This window comes from Methanosarcina barkeri str. Wiesmoor, from assembly GCF_000969985.1.
Taxonomy (GTDB): Archaea; Halobacteriota; Methanosarcinia; order Methanosarcinales; family Methanosarcinaceae; genus Methanosarcina; species Methanosarcina barkeri_B.
Genome location: NZ_CP009526.1, coordinates 3,074,631 through 3,096,129, shown reverse-complemented (window position 1 = coordinate 3,096,129; position 21,499 = coordinate 3,074,631). Strand labels below are relative to the sequence as shown.

Genomic DNA, 21,499 nt, shown 5'->3' with positions numbered 1-21,499 from the left:
GTTGGTGTAATAATATGAAAGGATTTGCAATGCTTGAAATTGGAAAAGTAGGCTGGATTGATACTGAAAGACCTTCAGCAGGACCATATGATGCAATCGTAAGGCCCATTGCTGTCGCACCTTGTACATCAGATGTTCATACTGTCTGGGAAGGTGCGCTTGGAAACCGCAAAAACATGATTTTAGGACACGAAGCTGTAGGTGTTATAGAAGAAACCGGCTCAGAGGTCAAAGACTTCAAACCAGGAGATAAAGTAATTGTTCCTGCAATTACACCTGACTGGCGATCCATAGAGGCACAGGACGGAATGCCTATGCATTCAAATGGAATGCTTTCTGGATGGAAATTTTCAAACTTCAAAAGTGGAGTCTTTGCAGAATTTTTCCATGTAAATGATGCAGACATGAATTTAGCTCTACTTCCAAAAGGAATGCCCCTCGAACAAGCTGTCATGCTATCAGATATGGCAACTACTGGAATACAGGGTGCAGAAATGGCAAAAATTAAAATGGGCTCTACGGTTGCAGTCATAGGGATTGGTCCTGTTGGCCTGATGGCGGTGGCAGGTGCAACTATTCTTGGTGCAGGCAGGCTCATTGCAGTGGGAAGTCGGAAAGTCTGTGTTGATCTTGCTCTGGAATACGGAGCATCTGAAATTGTTGATTACAGAAAAGGTGGACTTGTTGAACAGATTCTTGAAAAGACGAATGGAAAAGGTGTGGACTCTGTAATCATAGCAGGAGGAAATGAAAATACAATTTCAGATGCAGTCAAAATTGTAAAACCTGGCGGCACGGTATCAAACGTCAACTACTACGGAACCGGAGACATACTTCCTATTCCACGTATTGAATGGGGATCGGGTATGTCTCAAAAAGATATACGTGGCGGCCTGACAACCGGAGGTCGTCTGAGAATGGAAAGAATGGCAGACCTCTGTACCTACGGAAGAATAAAACCAGAAAAAATGGCCACTCATGTATTCAAAGGATTCGACAAAATGGAAGAGGCTCTCATGCTCATGAAAGAAAAACCAAGAGATCTGATCAAACCTGTTGTTCTTCTGGATTAATAAGCGAGTCAACTACCCTTCCCCCACTCTTCGCAATGCTCGGAGTTTTGAGGAAGGGATATTCTCGCCTTATGGGATAAAGTGATCAGATAGATAGACAGGATAAAGTCGTAAAAGTAGCTAATGGTTAGCCATCTTAAAATTTTCAGCGCCAAATTTTGAACTTCATAAATACTATAATTTTGAGAGGATTTTTCACTAAAATGACTCATTCCTTTCATCATTTTCCAATTTATTTTCTGAATTTTCTGACTATATATGTAAAACTCAAACCGTATATATATGAAACGAAAAGTAACACTATTGTCTAAAATACACAAGATTATATAAAATTTGTGTATGTTCCTACAGAATTCATACAACTTCTAAAACGTCAACATACACTGATTTTTTGCTTTTTTCAGATTATCTTCATGAAGAAAGGTAAAAATCTTCCTGATCCCTGCAGGCAAGGATCTCGCAGGCAAAGGAGGTAAAATACTTCTTAAAACCTTCTTCAACAGTTCTTCACCGACAAGTTCCAACAAGTTCCTGGAAGTTTTCCTACAGGAAGTTCCAGGAAATTTCCCTTCAAACCCCATCAACGAAGGTTTAAGAAAAAGTGTATCTTGGTTTTGTCTATATTTAAAAAGTGTAAGTCCGCTTGAGCGAAGCAGAATTCGGCCAAAACCGACACCTTACTGCCGAAGCGGAATTCAGAAGGTTCATATTTCTGCGAAGATGGAAGAAAAACTTATTTTTTCTCGATTACACCACAGACAATCCGTGCGCCACTATTGCCGGTAGGATTGGTCATCTGGTCGTCAGGGTCAGCATGGATGACCAGTGAAGTGCCGTTGGCTGTGAATAACGTGGTAGGTCCGGGTGACAGCGTCACACGGTCGGTGGTGACACTCATATGTCCCGTGCCATCCTTGCCCACTTTGAGGTTGGGTAGATCACCAGCATGTGGGCCTTTCGGGTTGTTGAGGCCATGCTCTTTGCCCAGAGGATTGTAGTGTTCACCGGCAGATGTGAACGACGGACCAATGCATTTCCCTGTATTGTGGATATGGATGCCGTGCAGACCCAGCTTCAGGCCTCTCACGTTGACGTTGATATGAACTGGGCCATTGGCTTCCTCGGTAAAGGTAGCCAGCCCTACAGTATTTCCTTTCACGTCCTTCATGATAGCTGTGGCACTATATGTAGCACTTTCATGAGCATAGCCCGTAGTTGCAAACATCAGCACCGCCGAGATAATCATTAGTAATACAAATCCAGATTTCATCAGTTTATTCCCCCGAAAAATGACAATTTAGGTTTGAAAGAAGCTTACCTGTTAAAGATCATGGATAAGATTGATACCGGTCTCCCACTCTTTAACCGGGCATGTAGAATGCTATCTCCTTTCAGATATCCCCGTCTCCGCTCCTGCACCGGCATAGTATTTATGCTGCGATGACATATCATTTACATGCCGGAGGTCACGTTAGAAGAATACCGGGTAAACGTATGCTTCTTGTTAACATACGTTTAGACAAATACATGCTCATATAATATAAAATAGTTTTTATAAAACTGCATATATATTGTGCATTAAATGAGAAAACCCTATATAGTAAGGTTTTATGGACAAATATAAATGCCTGAAATTCGAGTTCCAGCCTATTTTGATAAAGTGAAATCGTTGGTCTTGAAAAGTGCGCCTTCTAAATCTATAATGATCACGAGTTTTTAATTTCTCTTTTCTTAACAACCATATTCGGGGAAGATTTTAGCAGACCGTCGGCAGGAAAAAATGTAGTTCAATTGAATTGAAAATGGAGAAATTCAATTGAATTGGACATGGAGAAAAACTTCCATTTCTCATTTGTTGGTCCAGTTTCAGATATATTCAATGAAAACAAGGTGTAATTAAGAGTTTTTCACTTTAATTCAAAAATGACCTTTTACAGAATAAAATAAATTTTAAAAGACCGAAATCAGTAACTGTATGTTACAAATGTTACAAATGTTACAAATGTTACAAATGTTATAATATCTGTAGTAAGTATGTGTTAGAGATATCGGATAGTACAGGATCTATTTTTACCCACCCAATGTAATATCCTGTTCTTGATAAAATTCTAGTGCATTAAATAAGTGTTCTGGCTTAAAATCTGGCCACATTTCATCGACTACATATATGTCTGAATACACCGTTTGAACTGGAAGCATTCCACTGAGTCTGCGCCTTCCTCCCCAGCGAATAAGTAAATCTATTCTTGGAATTTCTGCTGATGCAATGTTTTCTACAATTTTCTTACTATCTGAGGAGTTATCAAACGCATATGCTAAATCCCAATACCAACCATAATTTATCAAAAAATTTATCTTTATTTTGCCTTTTCCAACTTTTGTTCTCTTTGTATATGCAAGTAACTCTTTGGGAAATATGGTAGAGTCAGTATTCCCTACTACAAGTATTTCAGCATCACGTTTAGATATTTCTTGAACTGATTTTATACAGGCATCTACAAATGCCTTTCTTTGAATTTGAGGCCTTTTTGTGTTATCTTGGGTAAATCCAAAAAAAGTAACTTCGTCTATTCCTATCTTTACGCATATATCATATACTTTCAGGCCTGGAATTACTCCATTATCATATCCTTCATGCTTTTCTAAGCCTCTAGCCATTGCCCATCTTCTGTTACCATCTGGTATTATAGCAACATGTCTTGGCAATCTTTTGAATTTTGGTATATCCAGAAAATCCCCCATGTCTCTTTGCTTAAAATGCTATAAATACTCTTCATGGGAATAGCCCGTAGTTTTGCAAACATTAACACTGCCGAGATGGTCACTGGAAATACCAGTCCAGCTTTCATCAACTCATTCCCCCGAAAAATGACAATTTTGGTGTGAAAGAAGCTTGCGTGTTAAGATCATAGATGAGATGAAATACTAGTGCATTGATTCCAAAGTATATTAGTAATGAATTATGTCAGGAATGAATTTTTTGAAAACCACGGAAAGCACGGAAGAAACGGAAATAAGTAGTAAGAGCATTTTTCTTCCGTGCTTTCCATGGTTGCAATGTCCAGATTAAATCATTCTGCGAACGGTTGCGTTTTTCGTGTTACAGAATTCCATGTGACTTTAAAATAATGTTTGCGTCATAAGCTGTAATTATTTTCTTATTATGTATTATTTGAGAATCTATGCACTAGTTTCTACCTCTTTAACTGGTCATGTAGCGTGTCCTATCTCCATTCAGATATCCCCGTCTCCGTTCCTGACACCAGCATGGTATTTATATTGCGATAACATATGCATGCCGGAGGTCAGCCATTCGAAGAACGTAGGGTATATGTACGGTTCTTGTAAACATACGTTTAGACAAATACATGCTCAGATAGTATAAAACTTTTTTTATAAAACAACCGTTATACATATTCAACATGAGAGAACTCTTTATAGTAAGGTCCTATGGACAAATAGAAATGCCTGAAATTTTAGTTCCATCCAATTTTGATAAAGTGAAATCGTTGGTCTTGAAAGGTTCTCCTTTTAAATCTGCAAAGATATGAGCTTGGAAAAATATGAGCTTATATCATAACTCAAAATTTCTTCTCCAGTTTTCAAATTCGGAATACTCAATAAGTTTCTAATAATGGAAAATAATTCTGAAATTCTTATTTATTTTGAGGATAAGACTGATTTTGGTATAAGCTCCGTAAATAGCCATATTTGTTTGAAGTATTACTTGTTTTAAAAATCTAATTAATCTGTGAGTGTAATAATGCCCACGTAGTATTGCTGTTATGATACCGGCCTGTTTTTCAAAGAGCGTCGTTTCCAGTTTCTTTCGTGCGGATTCTCATTACATTCTCCAGTGGTAGCACAAATATCTTGCCGCTTCCTATATAGCCGTCTACATCTTTTGATCCTCTTTCGATTGCTTCAACTGTAGTTTGTAGAAACTCATCTTTCACCGCAATTTCAATCTTTACTTTATCAAGCAGGTTTGCTTCGTATTTTTCAGTTTTAGTTCTATCAACATTCAGATGTCCTCCTTGGGCACCATATCCAGAAATAGATGATACTGTCAGCCCGTGTGCTCCAATTTTCTGGATCTCTTTTTTGACACTGTCAAGCTTTTCTGGTCTTATCATCGCGATTATATATTTCATTTTTATCATCACTCAGCATCCGAATTCCTTCTTTATTCTATTTATAGTACTCATATTGTAATTCAATACTCTTTCAGAAAATCAACAACAATATATACAATTTATGTATGTTTGTGTAAATAAGTAAATTTATTCTTGGAATTTCTGCTGGTTCATCTAAAAACCAATCTTGTTTGAACATCGATAAGATTCTCAAAATTACTTTCATAACCGTAGGTCATTGACTATTCAAAGTTAAAGGTTTAAGGATGTAATTCTGAGTTTTTTGATGAGCTCGTATTTTAACTGCTCTGATTGTGGAAGAAAAGTTCACTTCAACCAGAAAAACCTCTCTCAGAATAAAAGATTACTTCAATCAAAAAGGTCCTGTAAAGAGCTTCTTATAACTTTGCTAAGATCACGGGTTTTAATTCAACTTTGATTTTACAAAAACATATTCAAGGAAGATTTCAACAGGCTGCCGGCAGGAAACACATATCTTAGCTGAATTGGATATCAGAAAAAGATTTTAGTTATTCTCTTTAAATTACAACTATCTATCAGCCTTAAAACCTCAAACCATCGTCGGTTAATGTGATATCGTAGTTTCCAACAAAAAAGGTATCATGTACATTTACACCGTTTACGGTTTGCCTGGGAGTGTCGTTTATCTCCACAGTGCGGTCGGTTACACGAATTTTCTTGCCTCCTACATAGAAAATTCCGCTCACTGCTGCGTATCCGTCTTCTGTGATTTTAGCATTGAAAATAACATCACCGTTGTCTCTTTTTGTTAACGTGAGACCATTTCCTTTCTCGAGTTCTCCCTGCACATCAAAGTTTTTGTTGATTTGAGTAAGCTCGTTTCTGTCGATTTTTGCTATGAGTTCTGAGTTTTCATCTCGTATTTCGGTTGTCAGAATAAGGTTGTTATCGGAGTTTTCCAGAGAAAATAGGGGTATTCTGTCCCCGGTTTTTTTATCTGTCTGATATGACACCATATATGTCTGGTCTGCATAGACATTTGATCCCAGGATTAGCATATAATCGTTGTGAGTCATGTGATTTTCGCCTGTGATTTTATGTATGTATTTACTAATATGATTATATAAAACGCTTCTTAATCAATTTTTATTGCGGAAAACTAAACACGTTAATAAAAAGATATTCTTTCCTCGATACTTTAAATTCGAACAAGACTAAAGAAGACCGCCAACAGGAAAAATATACTTAAACTAAATTGAATAAGGAAGATTTCTTTCTTTGTCTTCGACGGGCCAGTTTCTGACAGCTTCCCTTAATCTATAGTTTACTTATAAAAATAACTTTAATCCTAAAATAGCCTTCCAAAGGTAAAATCATTTTAATCAAAAAGGCCATTCGAAGAGCGCTTTATCAAGTAATAAATTACAGGTTTCCGAGTTATGAAATTGTTATATATATTCGGGGAGATTAAGTGGAAAAATGCTGGATATATGTTTAATTTAGTTATACTTGGTGAGATGAAAGAGAAAATATTTAAATTTTAGAATTTTTGTGGCGATAAAAAACTTATAGATAAATTATTAAATTACTAGAAAATTTATATATAGTAAATCAAAAATATAATATGTATGATAAAATTAATTTGCAGATATTTATATAAAAATTAGTCATTGGAAATTTAAATGCAGATTCTGTCTTGAATATAGAGAGGAAGTCATAATTTATGGAGTATATGTTCAAATTCTGCAATTTGCCTGATGACAAATCAACAATAAAAGTGGTCAATGAAGCTGCAAGCCGTTTGCACTATAAGCTCAAAGGAATGAATCTAGAGACTTTAGATATCTCAGATTATAACAAAAAATACTTTGGTTCTTTATTAGGAAACTTGCATTCCAATTTGCAAAGATATGCATATATACTTGTATGGTCTATCACAAAAATAGACGTACCCTTAAACAAACTTGTTTTTTTAGATTATGGAGGAGGTTCCGGTATGTTATCCCTCCTCGCAAAAGAATGCAATATTGGAACGGTTATTTACAACGATATTTACGATGTCTCTGCTAGAGATGCAGAATTAATAGGAAAAGCTATTGGAGAGCAAGCTGACTACTATATTCCAGGAGATATTGATGAAGTAATCGACTTTTTAAAGAATAATTCAATTAACTGCAACGTAATAGCCAACTATGACGTTATAGAACACATCTATGATATAGAAGAGTTCCTGAAGAAAATATCTTTGATTTCAAATAATAATTTAAGAGTATTTTTTTCCTCTGGCGCAAATCCTTATAATCCTTTTATCAAGAGGAAACTCACAAAATACCACCAGATGTGCGAACTCGTAGATCGAGAACAGGTATTTGGTGATAAAGAAAGAGATCTTCTGGAAGCATATTCTAAAATTAGAACAAAATTGATAAAAAGTTTAAACCCGAACCTTTCCGAGGATCAAGTTGCTTACTTAGTCACTGCTACAAGAGGAATGGTTGAATCTGATATTCAAAAAGCAGTAAATGAATTTTCAGCCAGTGGGAGCATTACTTTAAAGCAAAAATATCCTCAATATCCCACAAATACCTGTGACCCTTACACCGGAAACTGGGCAGAACATTTGATGGATATATATCAGTTAAGAAATATTTTACAGAGTGAAAACTTTCAAGCTGATATCTGGCGTGGATATTATGGTGACTCAAATACTTTACTAAAGTGTTTAGCAGCTCGATCTTTAAATTTTTTAATTAAAAACTCAGGAAGGTATGGATTGGTATTATCTCCATTTTTTACACTTTGTGGAAATATAGCACCGCCCTCATCCAATTGATTCTTAATAATCTTAATTTAACGGTTCAAAGTATTACATATTATAAATTAAAAAAGTTCAACTCACAAATTAAGAGGTTCCTTTTATAATATAAATTTTTCACTTCTGTGCTAGGTTAACGACGAAGAAAGTCTTCATTATTGAGGCTTCAAGTACCCCGTTTTACATATTCTTAACAACGCGTCCAACCCATTGAGAGTAAACTAGTGTCAAGTCAAACTTAAAATGTCGTAAAGTATCTCTTGTACCTTTTCATAAGTAATCTTTAGAATTACTTATGAAAAGATATGCTTTAACACTCACTGAAGATGAACATGAAGATCTTTGTGAACTTCTCTCAAAGGGTAAACAAAATTCATAAAAAATCCTCAATGCTCTGATCTTACTCAATTGCGATGAAAGTGAATGGAATATCAACCATTCAACCATCGAATAAATCTCCCGTATCCTGAACATCAGTATGAGAAAAAATTGATCTTGTAATCCTGGCAAAGGAAAGAATGGGTAATTCCTGAACAGAGCAGTAGCTTTGTTGCAACTATAGAAGTGGTTCTGGACGTTTATAAGCCGTTCATTTGATCCTTCAAATCCTGTCGTGTGGATGAACCTCCAAAACAACTGATTGCAGAAACTAGAATTCATATCCCTGTTCATCTGGAAAAACAGCCAGATATGATTACGAATACAAACGTTGTGGAGTGTGCAATATATTTGCCTGTGAACCGTTGGCAGGAAAACGGGTGGTAAATATTACTGAAAGAAAAACCAAGCAAGATTAAACTTATTTTCTGGAAAAAATCGTGCTTCAACGTAAAAATGCAAATAAAATTACGTTGATAATGGCCAATCTAAATACGCATGTTCCTGGAGCTCTTTATGAAACATTTCCACCAGCGAAAGCGAAGGCACTGTGGGATAAGTTTGAGTTTGTGTACACACCAAAAAATGGAAGTTGGTTGAATATAGCAGAGATTGAATTGAACGTGCTTTCAGGTCAATGTTTAAAAAGAAGAACGGATAACATCGAAAGTGTTAGAAAATAAGTATTGGCGTGGCAAAATTATAGAAACAACAAAAATTCAAAGGTTAACTGGCAGTTCACAACAGATGATGCAAGGATAAAATTATCATGTATTTATCCGACAATTGAAGATTGACGCGACACTAGTATAGATAGGTAACTGAAACAAAGGTGTCTGCTAAAGATGCCTGAAATTCATATTTTTCTTTTTTGCAAGAGCGAGCCTGCCATCTTCTCTGCAAAAAATGCTTAGAAATTATTTTCATTTTAAAAAAGTTTGCTTTTATTTAAGTAGATATATTTATATATTTTAAATGCAAGGTATGCTCGTTGAAAAATAAAGAGATGTATAATGATCTGCTGTTAAAAACCAATTTTTGTTTTTATCAAAAAGGCCTATACAATCTTATTTTAAACAATTAATACAAACTAAAACAAAGGTGAAACAAAATGGCTTTTAACGACAGAAATATGTTCAGAGGAAATTCTAATTTCGGCGCTCCTAAAGAAATGTACAAGGCAACCTGTTCTGATTGCGGTGTTGAAACCGAAGTGCCTTTCAAACCTGACCCAGAAAGACCCGTTTACTGCAGAGAGTGTCTTCCTAACCACAGGAAACCCAGAGAAAGCCGCAGATACTAAGTAAAATTTGTAAATTAAGTGTACACCAACACTTATTTCTTTTCCACTTTTTTAAAGTTTACATAAATTTGGGACATACTTTTTAAGTTAGCTCTTTTTCACATTCAATTAATTTAAAGTATGTTTTCCCTGCCGGAGGTCTGGTTAAATCTTCCACGAATATGTTTGTAAAATCAAAGTGGAATTAAAACCCCGTAATTTTCAAGTGAATTTCTGATTCAAGTGAATTTCTGATTCAAGTGAATTTCTGATTCAAGTGAATTTCTGATTCAAGTGAATTTCTGATTCAAGTGAATTTCTGATTCAAGTGAATTATGGATCAGGTTATAATGTAGTAGTAAAATTGGTTTTGAATAATTCAATTGGAATACAAGATAATCATATTGCAGTTTAAATAAATACTATTACATAAATTGCTAATTTATATATGGTAAGAAATTGGCAATTATATGGAAATTTGGGATACATTGCAGATATTGAGAAGATTAAAAACCCGTAGTTTTTGAAAATTCAAAAGGAGTTTGTAAAGAGCCAGCCGCAGAGCCTTTTTGATCAAAGTGATCTTTCCCTTTGGAGGAGAACTGTCTAATTTAAGTGAACTACTCTTAACTTTTAATTCAATTGAAATATATTTCTCCTGCTGGCGGACTGCTTGAATCTTCCCCGAGTGCGTTGTTAAGAAAAGAGGATTGAAAACCCGCGAATTTTGTGGATTCAAACGAAGTTTTTAAGGAGCCCTTCGAAGGGCCTTTTTGATCAAAGTGATCTTTTACTTTTGGGAAGAAATTTCTGATTCACGTTAAAACCTGGTAACCGATTATATTCCCTACTAAATCTGTCTGAAGGTAGATCTTCTTACCCATAACAATTTAAGTAAAAAGCCGTATAACCGATATTTATGCGGTTCAAAATTATCCTTGAGGAAGATGAAGAAGTGGGAGGATTTATTGCCAGTTTCCCGGCCTTAACAGGCTGTTTTTCGCAGGGAGACACGGTGGAAGAAGCTATTGAAAATATTAAAGAAGCGATTCAAGCTTGCTTGGAATCTCTGGCAGAAGACGAACTGCAGGAATGTATTGGGAAGTCCTCCTGCAGAGTAGTTGATGTGGTTGCTTAATGTCTGGACTTCCTGTAATTTCCGGAATGCAGGCAATTAAAGCTTTTTCTAAAGCTGGCTGGCTCCCTCACCGGCAGGTAGGAAGTCATGTTGTCCTGAGAAAAGAAGGCTCTAAAGTTACGCTGACAGTTCCGAAGCACAAAGAACTGAAACCGGGTCTTTTGAGAAATTTGATAAAAGTTTCAGGACTGACAGTGGAAGAATTTGAAGCTCTTTTGAAGTAAGATTTGTTGGTTACTTTACCCGATGAGCCTTATTTAATATAAAATTGAAAAACCTATGATTTTTGCAGCTTTATAAGGTACGCTTTGCAGAGTTTTTATGATCAAACGATCTAAATACCCCTGTGCCATTCATGGCGCTTTTCGATGCCATATTTTGCGAGAATGGGGTCTACAAGTGCCTTCATCGTGTTGGGGCTGTTTCTGTCAAGTGTTGTCATGCCAACCGTGCCTCCTGGCCGGAGCACCCGATATATTTCATTAAGAGCGATTTTCTTATCATCAACCCAGTGGAATGAGGAGCATCCAGTGGAATGAGGAGCAGAAATATGCATGGTCTATCGAGTTATCCGGTCCGGCTCTGAGATCCTCAGCCTGTCCTACCAGAAAATAGACATTGACGGAGGATCTCCGTCAAACTTTTTTCGTGCAAGCTCAATGCGATATGAAGAAGGATCGATTCCCGTGAACTTGCCAGCTAGCCCAATAATTCCAGCGACATTCAGAGCCTGCTTCCCGGTTCCGCAGTCAATGTCAAGCACGAAATCCCCTTTCTTAATTCTCATCATTTCGTCAGTACATGTCCTTTCTGGAACTAATGATCACAGTTCAGGTCATACCTTTCGGCACCTTCGGGAGAATCCCAGTCAATTTCACTCATTTTCGTTCACCTTCTGGAAGCTTAACAGACATTTTGGTTGAGATAAATCATGATTTGTCCCACAAATGGTACAGTAATTTGTTATTCTTTTAACCCTTATTCCGATTTCTTTTATTTATATATAAGTATACGTATAATAAATATTGAATTTAAAAATCGGAGTAACAGACTGTCAACGAAGAGATTTCTCACCTCATGAAACGGAAAATATTCATTAATTCAGTATTCAATATCACTGATTTTTTTAGATGTTTAGTATCAAAGAGTAATTAAATCTCACATGATAGACAACGATCTAATCGAATATGTAGGCAAAGGGATGTTTTTCATACATGACCGATAACTCAGATTCATTCTTAATTCCACACTTAGGGGGAGTTTTAGTATGGCTGATGTTATTTTTTGTTTGTGGTCTAGGAATCATTTTTTTGTTTGCGCGCCAGTCTTCATCCTATCCCCAGTTTCTGTCATTAATGGGCGTATGTTTCCTTATTGCGGGGGCTGTTTTCGTATCTGGAATGTTGATCGGCTTTATCTTTGGGATACCCCGCATACTTTCTCAAGAACCACGTTCATTAGAGTCGAATGACTCTGATGGTACAGAAACTAAAGTGAAATCACTTATATATGGGGAGAATTCGAATCTTGATCAGATATCAGATTGGCTGACTAAAATTCTAGTTGGTGTTGGATTAACCCAATTGACCCAAGTACCAAAAGCCTTACAGATGTACTCGGAAAACATTGAATCGGCATTGGGGGATTTCCCAAGCAGCGGTACATTTGGAGTTGCTATTCTCATTTACTATGTAGTAGATGGCTTTCTCATTGGTTATCTATGGACAAGACGCTGTGCTGCGGTGGAGTTTAAAAAGGGCGTGGATGAACTTAAAAAAGAGAGGGAGGAATTTGCATCTATACTTCAACAACTTAATCGGGAAAAGGATGAATTCGGAAAAAAAATGGAAGAACTTAAAAATGAGAAGGAGGATCTTGATAAAAATGTAGATAATCTTAAAAAGGAAAAGGATGAAATTGAAACGAAAACACTTCAACTTGTGGACAAGATCAGAGAAGTGGATATTAAGATGAAAGAAGTGGAAGATAAAAATGTATGAAATTAGAAAGAGGTTTGATAAAAATTAACACTGGATGATCTATATTTGTCTAATTTTTCATGTTGAAGGATGAAACATTTTGAGATCCAACTCAGATGTCGACATTAAATTATAATAATTTTTACCAATAAGACTCTTAAAATAATATAATATAGTATAATATAATTAATATATTTGTGTATACTGTTGGGTTTACATATCGCAGAGCATACCCTCTCATACTAAACTTTATTTCAGTCGAATACCCCGCTAGCTTGTTGCGGGGTGCGCCAGCGCAACTTTGACTTTTCAAATGTCTGAGTTCTCTTAAGACTTTAGGTATTGTAGTAAAGCGAAAACTTGTAATATGTAGCAATTTAAGTTCACTGTTCAACTAAATCTTATCTATCATTAATTAGCAGACATCTTTTAATTTTTCGAGCTAATCTATCCGGAAGCTTCGACAGCTTGGTGATATGTTTTCCCTTTATTCTTTTCAAATTGTCCTTTAGTATATGTATTAAATTTATTAATCATGTGATTCTCCACTTTTTACTTATCTTTAATAAAAACACATCTAACTAACGAATTAATAATCTGAATTTTTTGTTTTTTAGATTCCTATTTTAAACATCATTCTTTTTGAAGTCTTCAACATCTAATCTTTTTAAGACCTTTTATGTTTTGAATCAATACAGTCTTCTAAAGTGAGCTGATTTTCTGATCGCTTTTGACCTAAATAAAGCATTTTATCAGATAGTTTTGTTTGAATCTTAGACAAGTTCCCAAGAAAGGTCATGGCTTCTGATGCCTTAAAGAAAGCATTACCACGCATCTACTTCGGTTTCAAAAATGTTCATAGGATCTAATATTATGTACTGATTTGGAAGAACCCTATAAGAATAATGAAATTGAAAAACTCGTGATTTTTACAACTTTATAAAGGGCATTTTGAAAGGTTGTTTTCGAATTAAGTAAAACATTGTGAGTGAAAATTAAATTTATACGTAAATGTACCCTTCCAATTTGTACAATTTATTCTCCGGTACTCTGAAGTTGTTTTTAAGTGCTCTGTGAGTCGCTACCGCTGCAATGATACTATCAAGGGCATCTCCATCTGCATTTTCAAGAGCTGCTTTCCTTGCGTTTCGAGATATTTCCTTTATGAACCTCTTTTCTAATGTATCAAGAATTATTTCTCTAATTCCTTTAGCTTCCTTTCCTGGATTTTTGAAACCTTTGAAGTATAATTTTTCAGCCTTCAGGGTCGAAGCAGGGCAGATTTCAAGCACCTCTGGCTTTGAATTCTCTCGACCTTCCATGGGTAGTATTTTTGCTGACTCATCTATTACCAGGGGACAAAGCAGATTTTTTATTCCATAGTAGGTTTGTTTAAAAAGACGAAGGTTATATGGAGAAAATGGCGACTTCGCCTCTATATCTGTACTTCTTTTTAATTCCTTTTTTCCAGTTAATTCTAAAGCTCTATCCTAGCATTTTTGACGAAAATCATAGGGATCATTGTAAGTTTTAGAAAAATTTTTTACGAAAGTTGTCCAATTTGTTTCATCTGTAATAATCTTTGGCAAGCAAAAAGGAAAATCAAGTCCAAAAACGGCTTCTGAACTGGGGGCAATAATTCTTGTTAAGATTTCAAAGGATTCATCACGGCTGATATTTTTACATTTTTTCTTTAAGTTCCAGCAACCATTAACAAGAAGTCCTTCATCTGTAGGAATAGATTCACAAATCCATATTTTCTTACATGCTTCTTGTGAGCCACTGAAATCGATGCCATAAATCAAGGAAATTGGGGATAGATTTTGCATGGTTTTCACTTCCAGCCTTAAACTATATGAAAATTATAACTATATAAATTATCACTTTATGTTTGTTAGGAAATGAGAAATTAAAAACTCACGATTTTTGCAGATTTATAAGGAGCCCTTCGCAGGACCTTTTTGATAAAATTGATCTTTTCCTTTTGGGGAGAAATTTCTGATTGAAAGTGACCTTTTCGTCACGTTCAATTCAGTTTTAATATATTTTTCCGGCCGGCGGGCTACTTGAATCTTCCCCGAACACATTTGTAGATATTGAAAAACTAAAAACCTGTGAGTTTTCTAAACTTAAAAGAGTTTCTAAGGAGCCCGCCGCAGGACCTTTTTTATAAAAGTGATCTTTTTCTATGGGGGGATTTTCTGATTGAGGTGGGCCCTTCTTCACGTTCAATTCAGTTTAAATATATTTCTCCGGCCGACGGTCTGCTGAAATCTACTCCCGAATAAAGTTGTTAAGATAAAGTAAAAAATGCAGATATATTGTCAAGAATAAATTTCTCTTGGAATCATTTTAAGTTTAAACATAATTTTTGGATAGGTTCTACATTAACTCTATTTTTCAAAAGCATTCCATAATAAATATTACCGACCTATCCTATTGTTTTAAGTCAAGAAAAGGAATGAAATTCATGGCAAATGTTATTATAATGCGTGTTCCAAAAGACAAATTGCAGCAAGAAATAGAATACAAAGTTCTTGACGGTTGGAAGTTGAGAAAAAAGAATGAAAATATCGCTGTTTTAACTCGACCTAGTGAATGGGAGAACTTGCTTATTTCTGTGGCTTTAGCACTGTTGACGTTAGAATCTTTGTACATTATTTATCGTTGGGTTAAGGGAAAAAAGAATTACGAAATATAAAAGAGAATCATTTGATTTCTTATTGTGAAGAAAATCTGTAATACTCTGAGGTTCAAGGTAAACCGGCTTTTGATTAGCTCAAAAAAATTTTTAAATTATTCATGCTACCGGTCTGCTTAAATCTTTCTCTAATACCCGAAGACGTTTGTTAAGAAAAAGGAATTGAAAACTCCTTTTTGCGGATTTATAAGGAGTCCTCCACAGGTCCTTTTTAATAAAAGTGATCTTTCTCTTTTGGGGAGGTTTTTCTGATTAGAGTGAATCCGTCTCCACGTTCATTTCAGTTTTAATATATTTTTCCGGCCGGCGGACTGCTAAAATCTTCCCCAAACTCGTTTGTGAATAGTTAAGAGATCAAATGTAGGAAAAATACCTTTATATGTACTGTTGATAATTAATTACTATGTTCATTTTGTGAAAATTTTTGGAGGACTAATTTCTGGTATTTAATTGTGACGAGAATTTGAAGACTCTTTCAAGGTTGATTATAAATGAGACATATCCAAATTCTGATGGCTATAAAGGTTGGTTTGAAGAGTATCCGATGAAGTTTGGCAAAAAGGCTGAAGAGAACTTTAATTTTGACTTTAACAATGAAAAAGATATTATTGCACTGATTTTTCTGGCAACTATTTGGAATATGCCAAATTATAGATGGGAAAACTCAGTTGGGTTTGTTGCAGTTTTATACAAAGAAAGTCTACTGGATATAGAAAAATGGAACTCTCAAAGCTTTATAGAATCATTAGACAAAAATGAGCTTGCTTGTAAAATGAATAACTTGGGATCTGAGTTTCTAGGAGATAGAGGAAAACTGTACATAAAAGGTGGCAAAGATGGCGTCTTTCAAAGATTACACATAGTAGCTAGAGAATATGATTTTTTAAAAGAAACTCTTCAGATAGATGAGATTCTAAATGGCAATGTTCCTGAGCTGGATCACAATATTTTTCCAAAATTTGATAATCCAAAGTTGATGGTTGAGGTAAAAGGGAAAAATAATAAAGTTATTAGAAAACCTGTTCTTAGAGTCAAAGTTCCCCTAATATTAAGAGAACTAAAGTGTTGTAGCAAGATTGAGATAAGTGGAGAATATTGTTGCGTTCCTGATACAAAAGTAAAACAGATGATGAAAATTATTGGCTATAATCCAAGTATGGATTATGACACAAGTTCAGTTATCCATAACAGTAAAATTATTTACAAATATTTTGGGTTGCATTACGACTTGCCTCTTTTTGACTTCTCATATAAATGCTCGAAAGAGAAAAGTAAAGAGTGTGATAACAGGAATTGTGTTATTTTTAATTACTGCTCCAAATTATGATCTTTATATATTTGGGAGCTCAAAAAATTTTTTCTCTGGTAAATTCAATTAAAATATATTTATCCAGCCAGCGGACACTAGAATCTTCCCAGAAAACGTTTGTAAATATTGAAAAATGAAAACCTGTGAATTATTTGGATTTAAAGAAATTAAGAATGATCCTTTAGAATGACCTTTTTGAAAAAGTAACCTTTTCATCACGTTCAATTCAGTAAAAATATATTTCTCCTACCAATGGTCTGCTGAAATCTTCTCCTAAAATAGTTGTAAAATTGAAACGAGGTTGAAAAAACATTTTTTATGTTTGAAGAGATCAGAGTTAAAAGGAACCCTTTAAAGGCTTAAAAAGTTATATTTTAGCTTTTAGAGGAGCAATTCAGGGATTTTCGTCTGATTTGGATTTTTTTACAAAATCCTTTACTGTAGTTTCTCCTCCATCAAAGCCCATATTCTGGATTTCACGATGGAGACAAGCAGAGGCACAGGGACCTTTATTAATCCTTTTGAGTATGTAAGGTTTATATGGGTCAAGTTTACTGGGTCTTGTTGGACGTTTGTAAGGTTCGGGCGGCGTCTTCAGGTTGAGATATTTCCTCACAGTTTTTCTATCATGATCTGTTTGTCTGGCGATTTCACTGATACAGAAGCTTTTTGAATGCAATACTTGTATCAATAACCATTCTTCCTTTTTCAGCATTATTTATGATCCTCAATCTTTTCTCGAGGATTGGAAATTGGGAAATTTTAATCCGGCTAAAATGAGGAATTATTCACCGGCATTGCCATTTTTTTCTAATCCTGTATTTTTACTTATATTCTCTAACTCTTTATACAAAAGAATACCCAGCGTATCTTCGGGACTGAGGTTTAATTTTTCAGATATTTTGGTAAGTATTTGAGCGTTTTTTTTCGATAAAAAAACAGGTTCTACCTCTGTTTTACCCCAGTGTAAAAGTACAACTTTTTCGATATTCATTTTTTTTATTTGTTTAACACAAAATTCAATCCCGTGACTTCGGCTGCTGAATATTTTTTCGTCACATAATATATCAAGCCATCGTGCAAGATCATTGTCCATCGAAATAGTAAATCGTTCTTTCATTACTAAATCATACTGTTGCCTCTAATATAAACAATTATATGATTTTAAACCCAATACAAAATTATTTATATGAATTCGTCATCATATAGTATGAATTATTCACCAAATAAGATGAACTAACTTACATAAAAATATCGATATAGTTTAGGTTTTCCAATCTAAAAAGAATCATAATAGAAAATGAACCTCAATTGATTCCCGAAATATTCTTTTTTCGTTTTATGGAGTAATTGCTATATAATGTAGTGAAAACTTCACTACATTATATATACATTTTAAAGAACTATATGTCAAGTTAATAAATGGAGATTATAAATGGCCAAAGTCGTAAAGAAAAAAGAACAAATTAACGCCACAGTATCTCCATGGATCAAAAAACAGTGCCTGGAACTAGCTAAAACTCCCGAATTTTCTAGCATTTCCGATGTAGTATCTCTAGCATTATCTGAATTTTTTGGAAAATACGAGTATATAAAGACTAAGGAATTAAAGGAACATGAGACTCGAATTCCTGATTTACTTGAAGTCCTCATGAAAACGAAAGAAGGTAAAGAATGGCTTAAATCTGTTTATGAGATCGAAACTACAAAAATCAATTATTCAAGAGAAAAAAATTGTCTTTTAGAACAAAATATTGAAGGTTTTATAGGACTCAGAGTAAAAGAAAACTTTGTACCAATATTCATAGATGGAGATCTAGAAGGCATCACAGGTTATGATAAAGAAGATTTTCTTTCCGGTAAAATTAAGTGGGTAGAAATAATTACACCCGAAGATCGTTTATTAGCTTGTGAAAACTTAAAAAAAGCTATGTATGAGTCAGATATCTCTACCGAAATAGAGTACAGAATATTAAGAAAGGACGGGGAAACAAGATGGGTTCTGCAAATTTTCCAGAAACTTCCAGCAGACTCCAGATCACAAGGATGTGTACAAAGTTTAATTCGCGATATTACAAAAAGAAAAGCTACAGATTTGACTCTTAAAAAAACGTATGAAGCTCGTATGAAAGAAATCCACCACAGGACCAAAAATAACTTGCAAGTAATCTCGTCTCTTCTCAGCCTCGAAGCTGACAGATCTACCGATGCAAAAATGCTTGAAGCATTCCGGGAAAGCCAGAATCGGGTTACCTCCATGGCTCTTATTCATGAAGAACTCTACAAAGGAGACGAAGTAAATAATCTTGACTTTGCAGATTATCTCCAAAAACTCACAAATAATCTTTTTCATTCATACAGATTAAGAAATGAGGAAATCAGCCTGAAGCTTGAACTTGAAAAGATATACCTGGACATGAATACCGCAATCCCACTCGGAATTATTGTCAATGAACTAATCTCAAATGCTCTGAAGTATGCTTTTCCAGCCCAAAAAGGTGGAAAAATCCATGTAAGTCTTCATACAACAGAAAAATGTGAAAAAATACATAAAAGTGTCAGAAACTCAGGAACAGAACAAAACTGTAGAAATAAAGAAAAATTTCAGTTTATTTTGATAGTATCCGATAATGGTAATGGATTTCCGGAGGAGATCAATCATCAGAATACTGATTCTCTCGGGCTCCAGATTGTGAACATTCTTGTTGAACAAATAGAAGGTTACATTGAACTTAAAAGGAATAACGGAACTGAATTCAGCATTTACTTTAACAAATTGGTATAGAGCTCTTTTTATTTACTTTAGCAAATTGAGACTCTGGTCCAAAATCCAGTGATTTTTGCATTTTTTGATTGAAAATCTGAATTAGCAAGAAAAATATGGTTTGGCTCTTCGTTGTTTTGTGTGCTATCTTCATAATGTTCTCATAAAATCCAGCGTGGTCTTGAATTGAAAATATTATCCATAGAGAACGGCGAAGAGCCTATGGTTTTCACTAAAATCAATATTCGATATCTAAAGACGTCAATCCCTAAGTTGTATCACAAGAATTGTGACCAATTACAAAATATAGTGATTTTGGATTTTACATTCATTACTAGATTTTGATACTGAGTCTCCGCAGAGCCTTTTTGATAAAAGTGATCTTTCTCTTTTGAGGGAGGGATTTTCTGATTGAAAGTGAACTCTTCTTTACGTTCAATTCAGTTTTAATATATTTTTCTTGCCGGCGGTCTGCTGGAATCTTCCCCGAAAATAATTGATTCGAAAAAGATAAAATTGGAGTCATCTATCTATACGTCTTTTTATATGATTCTGAAATATCTGTTATTATAAAAGAGTTTAAAAGGAGCCCTTCGCAGGGCCTTTTTGATAAAAGTGATCTTTTACTTTTGGGGAGAAATTTCTGATTCACGTTAAAACCTGGTAACCGATTATATTCACTACTAAATCTGTCTGAAGGTAGATCCTCTTACCCATAACAATTTAAGTAAAAAGCCGTATAACCGATATTTATGCGGTTCAAAATTATCCTTGAGGAAGATGAAGAAGTGGGAGGATTTATTGCCAGTTTCCCGGCTTTAACAGGCTGTTTTTCGCAGGGAGACACGGTGGAAGAAGCTATTGAAAATATTAAAGAAGCGATTCAAGCTTGCTTGGAATCTCTGGCAGAAGACGAACTGCAGGAATGTATTGGGAAGTCCTCCTGCAGAGTAGTTGATGTGGTTGTTTAATGTCTGGACTTCCTGTAATTTCCGGAATGCAGGCAATTGAAGCTTTTTCTAAAGCTGGCTGGCTCCCTCACCGGCAGGTAGGAAGTCATGTTGTCCTGAGAAAAGAAGGCTCTAAAATTACGCTGACTGTTCCGAAGCACAAAGAACTGAAACCAAGTCTTTTGAGAAATTTGATAAAAGTTTCAGGACTGACAGTGGAAGAATTTGAAACTCTTTTGAAGTAAGATTTTTATGATTCAGCCGTTTTACCTCATGAGCTCACTTGTGAAGGATCTCTTATTTTCTCGACATATTTAATCAGTTAAAATATATTTCTCCTGCCGGCGGATTGCTGAATCTTACCCCTAATACGATTGTGAAATTAAAGTGAGATTGAAAACCCATGATATTTGTAGATTCAAACGAAGTTTAGAAGGAGCCCTTTACAGGGCCTTTTTTGATTGAAGTTATCTTTTCCTTTTGGGGATGGATTTTTCTGATTACAGTGAAAACCTGTTAACCGAATTCTGTTTTCAGGAGCTACCAGAAAATAGGCTATTATTTCCTCCGTAAACTATTTCTAAAAAGTTCTCTCATTTGAGATATTCTGTCCAATTTGTATAGGCACGTTTATATAATTTGACTGTATAGTGCGTGTATTAAAAATAAAGAAACGTATAATCTGTTGTTAAAAACCAATTTTTGTTTTTAATCTAGGGGTCTATACAATCTTGTTTTTAAACTATTGACTATCCGCTAGAGCGGAGGTGAAACGAAAATGGCTTTTAATGACAGAAATTTCAGGGGAAATTCCGGAGGTTTCCGCGGTAACAGTGGACCAAGGGAAATGACAAAAGTGACCTGTTCTGACTGCGGTGTTGAGACCGAAGTACCGTTCAAACCTACCGAAGGCAGGCCAGTATACTGCAGGGATTGCCTTCCTAAACACAGGAAATTCTAAAGATAATCTGCATCAGGTGTTAGTTTTGTAA

At 35.1% G+C, this 21,499-nt stretch carries 21 protein-coding genes and 2 pseudogenes; 13 read left to right on the top strand and 10 right to left on the bottom strand.

Annotated elements, in window-relative coordinates; translation table 11 throughout:
* The first annotated feature begins 14 nt into the window (after positions 1 to 14).
* Positions 15 to 1,073: an NAD(P)-dependent alcohol dehydrogenase gene (locus tag MSBRW_RS12820; RefSeq protein WP_011307312.1), complete on the top strand. Its 1,059-nt coding sequence runs from the start codon at positions 15 to 17 to the stop codon at positions 1,071 to 1,073.
* A gap of 733 nt (positions 1,074 to 1,806) precedes the next feature.
* Here the strand turns inward: MSBRW_RS12820 and MSBRW_RS12810 are convergent.
* From MSBRW_RS12810 to MSBRW_RS12795, 4 genes are all read right to left on the bottom strand, one after another.
* Positions 1,807 to 2,343 carry a superoxide dismutase family protein gene (locus tag MSBRW_RS12810; RefSeq protein ID WP_011307313.1) on the bottom strand — a complete coding sequence of 179 codons (537 nt, stop codon included), beginning with the start codon at positions 2,341 to 2,343 and terminating at the stop codon, positions 1,807 to 1,809.
* A gap of 800 nt (positions 2,344 to 3,143) precedes the next feature.
* Complete coding sequence (locus MSBRW_RS12805) at positions 3,144 to 3,815, bottom strand: undecaprenyl diphosphate synthase family protein (protein ID WP_011307314.1); 672 nt, start codon at positions 3,813 to 3,815, stop codon at positions 3,144 to 3,146.
* Positions 3,816 to 4,876: 1,061 nt separating this feature from the next.
* Positions 4,877 to 5,236, bottom strand: coding sequence for a P-II family nitrogen regulator (locus MSBRW_RS12800; protein ID WP_230669749.1), 360 nt, complete (start codon positions 5,234 to 5,236; stop codon positions 4,877 to 4,879).
* 536 nt (positions 5,237 to 5,772) lie between these two features.
* Positions 5,773 to 6,267, bottom strand: a complete 495-nt coding sequence (locus MSBRW_RS12795; RefSeq protein ID WP_011307316.1) for a hypothetical protein — start codon at positions 6,265 to 6,267, stop codon at positions 5,773 to 5,775.
* Between the two features lie 647 nt (positions 6,268 to 6,914).
* Between MSBRW_RS12795 and MSBRW_RS12790 the strand changes: the two genes are divergently transcribed.
* The 5 genes and pseudogenes from MSBRW_RS12790 (at position 6,915) to MSBRW_RS12770 (ending at position 11,028) form a co-directional block, all read left to right on the top strand.
* A complete protein-coding gene (locus MSBRW_RS12790; RefSeq protein WP_011307317.1) occupies positions 6,915 to 8,024 on the top strand; it encodes a methyltransferase domain-containing protein in 1,110 nt (369 codons plus the stop codon).
* Positions 8,025 to 8,301: 277 nt separating this feature from the next.
* Positions 8,302 to 9,181, top strand: a pseudogene (locus MSBRW_RS21335) (IS630 family transposase).
* A gap of 314 nt (positions 9,182 to 9,495) precedes the next feature.
* Positions 9,496 to 9,687: a CxxC-x17-CxxC domain-containing protein gene (locus tag MSBRW_RS12780; RefSeq protein ID WP_011307319.1), complete on the top strand. Its 192-nt coding sequence runs from the start codon at positions 9,496 to 9,498 to the stop codon at positions 9,685 to 9,687.
* Positions 9,688 to 10,585: 898 nt separating this feature from the next.
* The gene (locus MSBRW_RS12775) at positions 10,586 to 10,804 is read left to right on the top strand and encodes a type II toxin-antitoxin system HicB family antitoxin (RefSeq protein ID WP_011307321.1); all 219 of its coding nucleotides are present in this window, start codon (positions 10,586 to 10,588) and stop codon (positions 10,802 to 10,804) included.
* Entirely contained in the window at positions 10,804 to 11,028 is a 225-nt protein-coding gene (locus tag MSBRW_RS12770) for a type II toxin-antitoxin system HicA family toxin (protein ID WP_011307322.1), read from the top strand. Before MSBRW_RS12775 ends, MSBRW_RS12770 begins: the two co-directional genes overlap by 1 nt.
* Positions 11,029 to 11,138: 110 nt before the next feature.
* On the opposite strand, the gene MSBRW_RS23540 is transcribed toward MSBRW_RS12770, so the two are convergent.
* Both MSBRW_RS23540 and MSBRW_RS23535 read right to left on the bottom strand, forming a co-directional pair.
* Positions 11,139 to 11,360 (bottom strand): class I SAM-dependent methyltransferase, encoded by a 222-nt coding sequence (locus MSBRW_RS23540; RefSeq protein WP_230669747.1) that lies wholly within the window; start codon positions 11,358 to 11,360, stop codon positions 11,139 to 11,141.
* A gap of 45 nt (positions 11,361 to 11,405) precedes the next feature.
* Positions 11,406 to 11,594: a methyltransferase domain-containing protein gene (locus tag MSBRW_RS23535; protein ID WP_230669745.1), complete on the bottom strand. Its 189-nt coding sequence runs from the start codon at positions 11,592 to 11,594 to the stop codon at positions 11,406 to 11,408.
* A gap of 424 nt (positions 11,595 to 12,018) precedes the next feature.
* On the opposite strand from MSBRW_RS23535, the gene MSBRW_RS12760 reads away from it, so the two are divergent.
* Complete coding sequence (locus MSBRW_RS12760) at positions 12,019 to 12,804, top strand: coiled-coil domain-containing protein (protein ID WP_011307323.1); 786 nt, start codon at positions 12,019 to 12,021, stop codon at positions 12,802 to 12,804.
* Positions 12,805 to 13,784: 980 nt separating this feature from the next.
* On the opposite strand, the gene MSBRW_RS12755 is transcribed toward MSBRW_RS12760, so the two are convergent.
* Positions 13,785 to 14,075 (bottom strand): hypothetical protein, encoded by a 291-nt coding sequence (locus MSBRW_RS12755; RefSeq protein ID WP_196297995.1) that lies wholly within the window; start codon positions 14,073 to 14,075, stop codon positions 13,785 to 13,787.
* A gap of 198 nt (positions 14,076 to 14,273) precedes the next feature.
* Complete coding sequence (locus tag MSBRW_RS12750) at positions 14,274 to 14,612, bottom strand: hypothetical protein (RefSeq protein ID WP_048102829.1); 339 nt, start codon at positions 14,610 to 14,612, stop codon at positions 14,274 to 14,276.
* Positions 14,613 to 15,253: 641 nt separating this feature from the next.
* On the opposite strand from MSBRW_RS12750, the gene MSBRW_RS12740 reads away from it, so the two are divergent.
* Both MSBRW_RS12740 and MSBRW_RS12735 read left to right on the top strand, forming a co-directional pair.
* Entirely contained in the window at positions 15,254 to 15,484 is a 231-nt protein-coding gene (locus tag MSBRW_RS12740; RefSeq protein ID WP_155398267.1) for a hypothetical protein, read from the top strand.
* A gap of 463 nt (positions 15,485 to 15,947) precedes the next feature.
* Positions 15,948 to 16,811, top strand: a complete 864-nt coding sequence (locus MSBRW_RS12735) for a hypothetical protein (protein ID WP_011307326.1) — start codon at positions 15,948 to 15,950, stop codon at positions 16,809 to 16,811.
* 385 nt (positions 16,812 to 17,196) lie between these two features.
* On the opposite strand, the pseudogene MSBRW_RS12730 reads toward MSBRW_RS12735, so the two are convergent.
* Together MSBRW_RS12730 and MSBRW_RS12725 are read right to left on the bottom strand one after the other, a co-directional pair.
* Positions 17,197 to 17,508 (bottom strand): annotated as a pseudogene (locus MSBRW_RS12730) (IS21 family transposase); the annotation flags it as partial.
* A gap of 69 nt (positions 17,509 to 17,577) precedes the next feature.
* Complete coding sequence (locus MSBRW_RS12725) at positions 17,578 to 17,913, bottom strand: ribbon-helix-helix domain-containing protein (protein WP_011307328.1); 336 nt, start codon at positions 17,911 to 17,913, stop codon at positions 17,578 to 17,580.
* A 315-nt stretch (positions 17,914 to 18,228) separates the two neighbouring features.
* Here MSBRW_RS12725 and MSBRW_RS12720 point away from each other — a divergent pair, with 315 nt between their 5' ends.
* From MSBRW_RS12720 to MSBRW_RS12700, 4 genes are all read left to right on the top strand, one after another.
* On the top strand, positions 18,229 to 19,578 hold the full coding sequence (locus MSBRW_RS12720; RefSeq protein WP_011307329.1) for a sensor histidine kinase: 1,350 nt from the start codon (positions 18,229 to 18,231) through the stop codon (positions 19,576 to 19,578).
* A 731-nt stretch (positions 19,579 to 20,309) separates the two neighbouring features.
* Positions 20,310 to 20,528 (top strand): type II toxin-antitoxin system HicB family antitoxin, encoded by a 219-nt coding sequence (locus MSBRW_RS12710; protein ID WP_011307330.1) that lies wholly within the window; start codon positions 20,310 to 20,312, stop codon positions 20,526 to 20,528.
* Positions 20,528 to 20,752 carry a type II toxin-antitoxin system HicA family toxin gene (locus MSBRW_RS12705; RefSeq protein ID WP_011307331.1) on the top strand — a complete coding sequence of 75 codons (225 nt, stop codon included), beginning with the start codon at positions 20,528 to 20,530 and terminating at the stop codon, positions 20,750 to 20,752. The genes MSBRW_RS12710 and MSBRW_RS12705 overlap by 1 nt, the downstream gene beginning before the upstream one ends.
* 533 nt (positions 20,753 to 21,285) lie before the next feature.
* On the top strand, positions 21,286 to 21,468 hold the full coding sequence (locus MSBRW_RS12700) for a CxxC-x17-CxxC domain-containing protein (RefSeq protein ID WP_011307332.1): 183 nt from the start codon (positions 21,286 to 21,288) through the stop codon (positions 21,466 to 21,468).
* Positions 21,469 to 21,499: the final 31 nt, after the last annotated feature.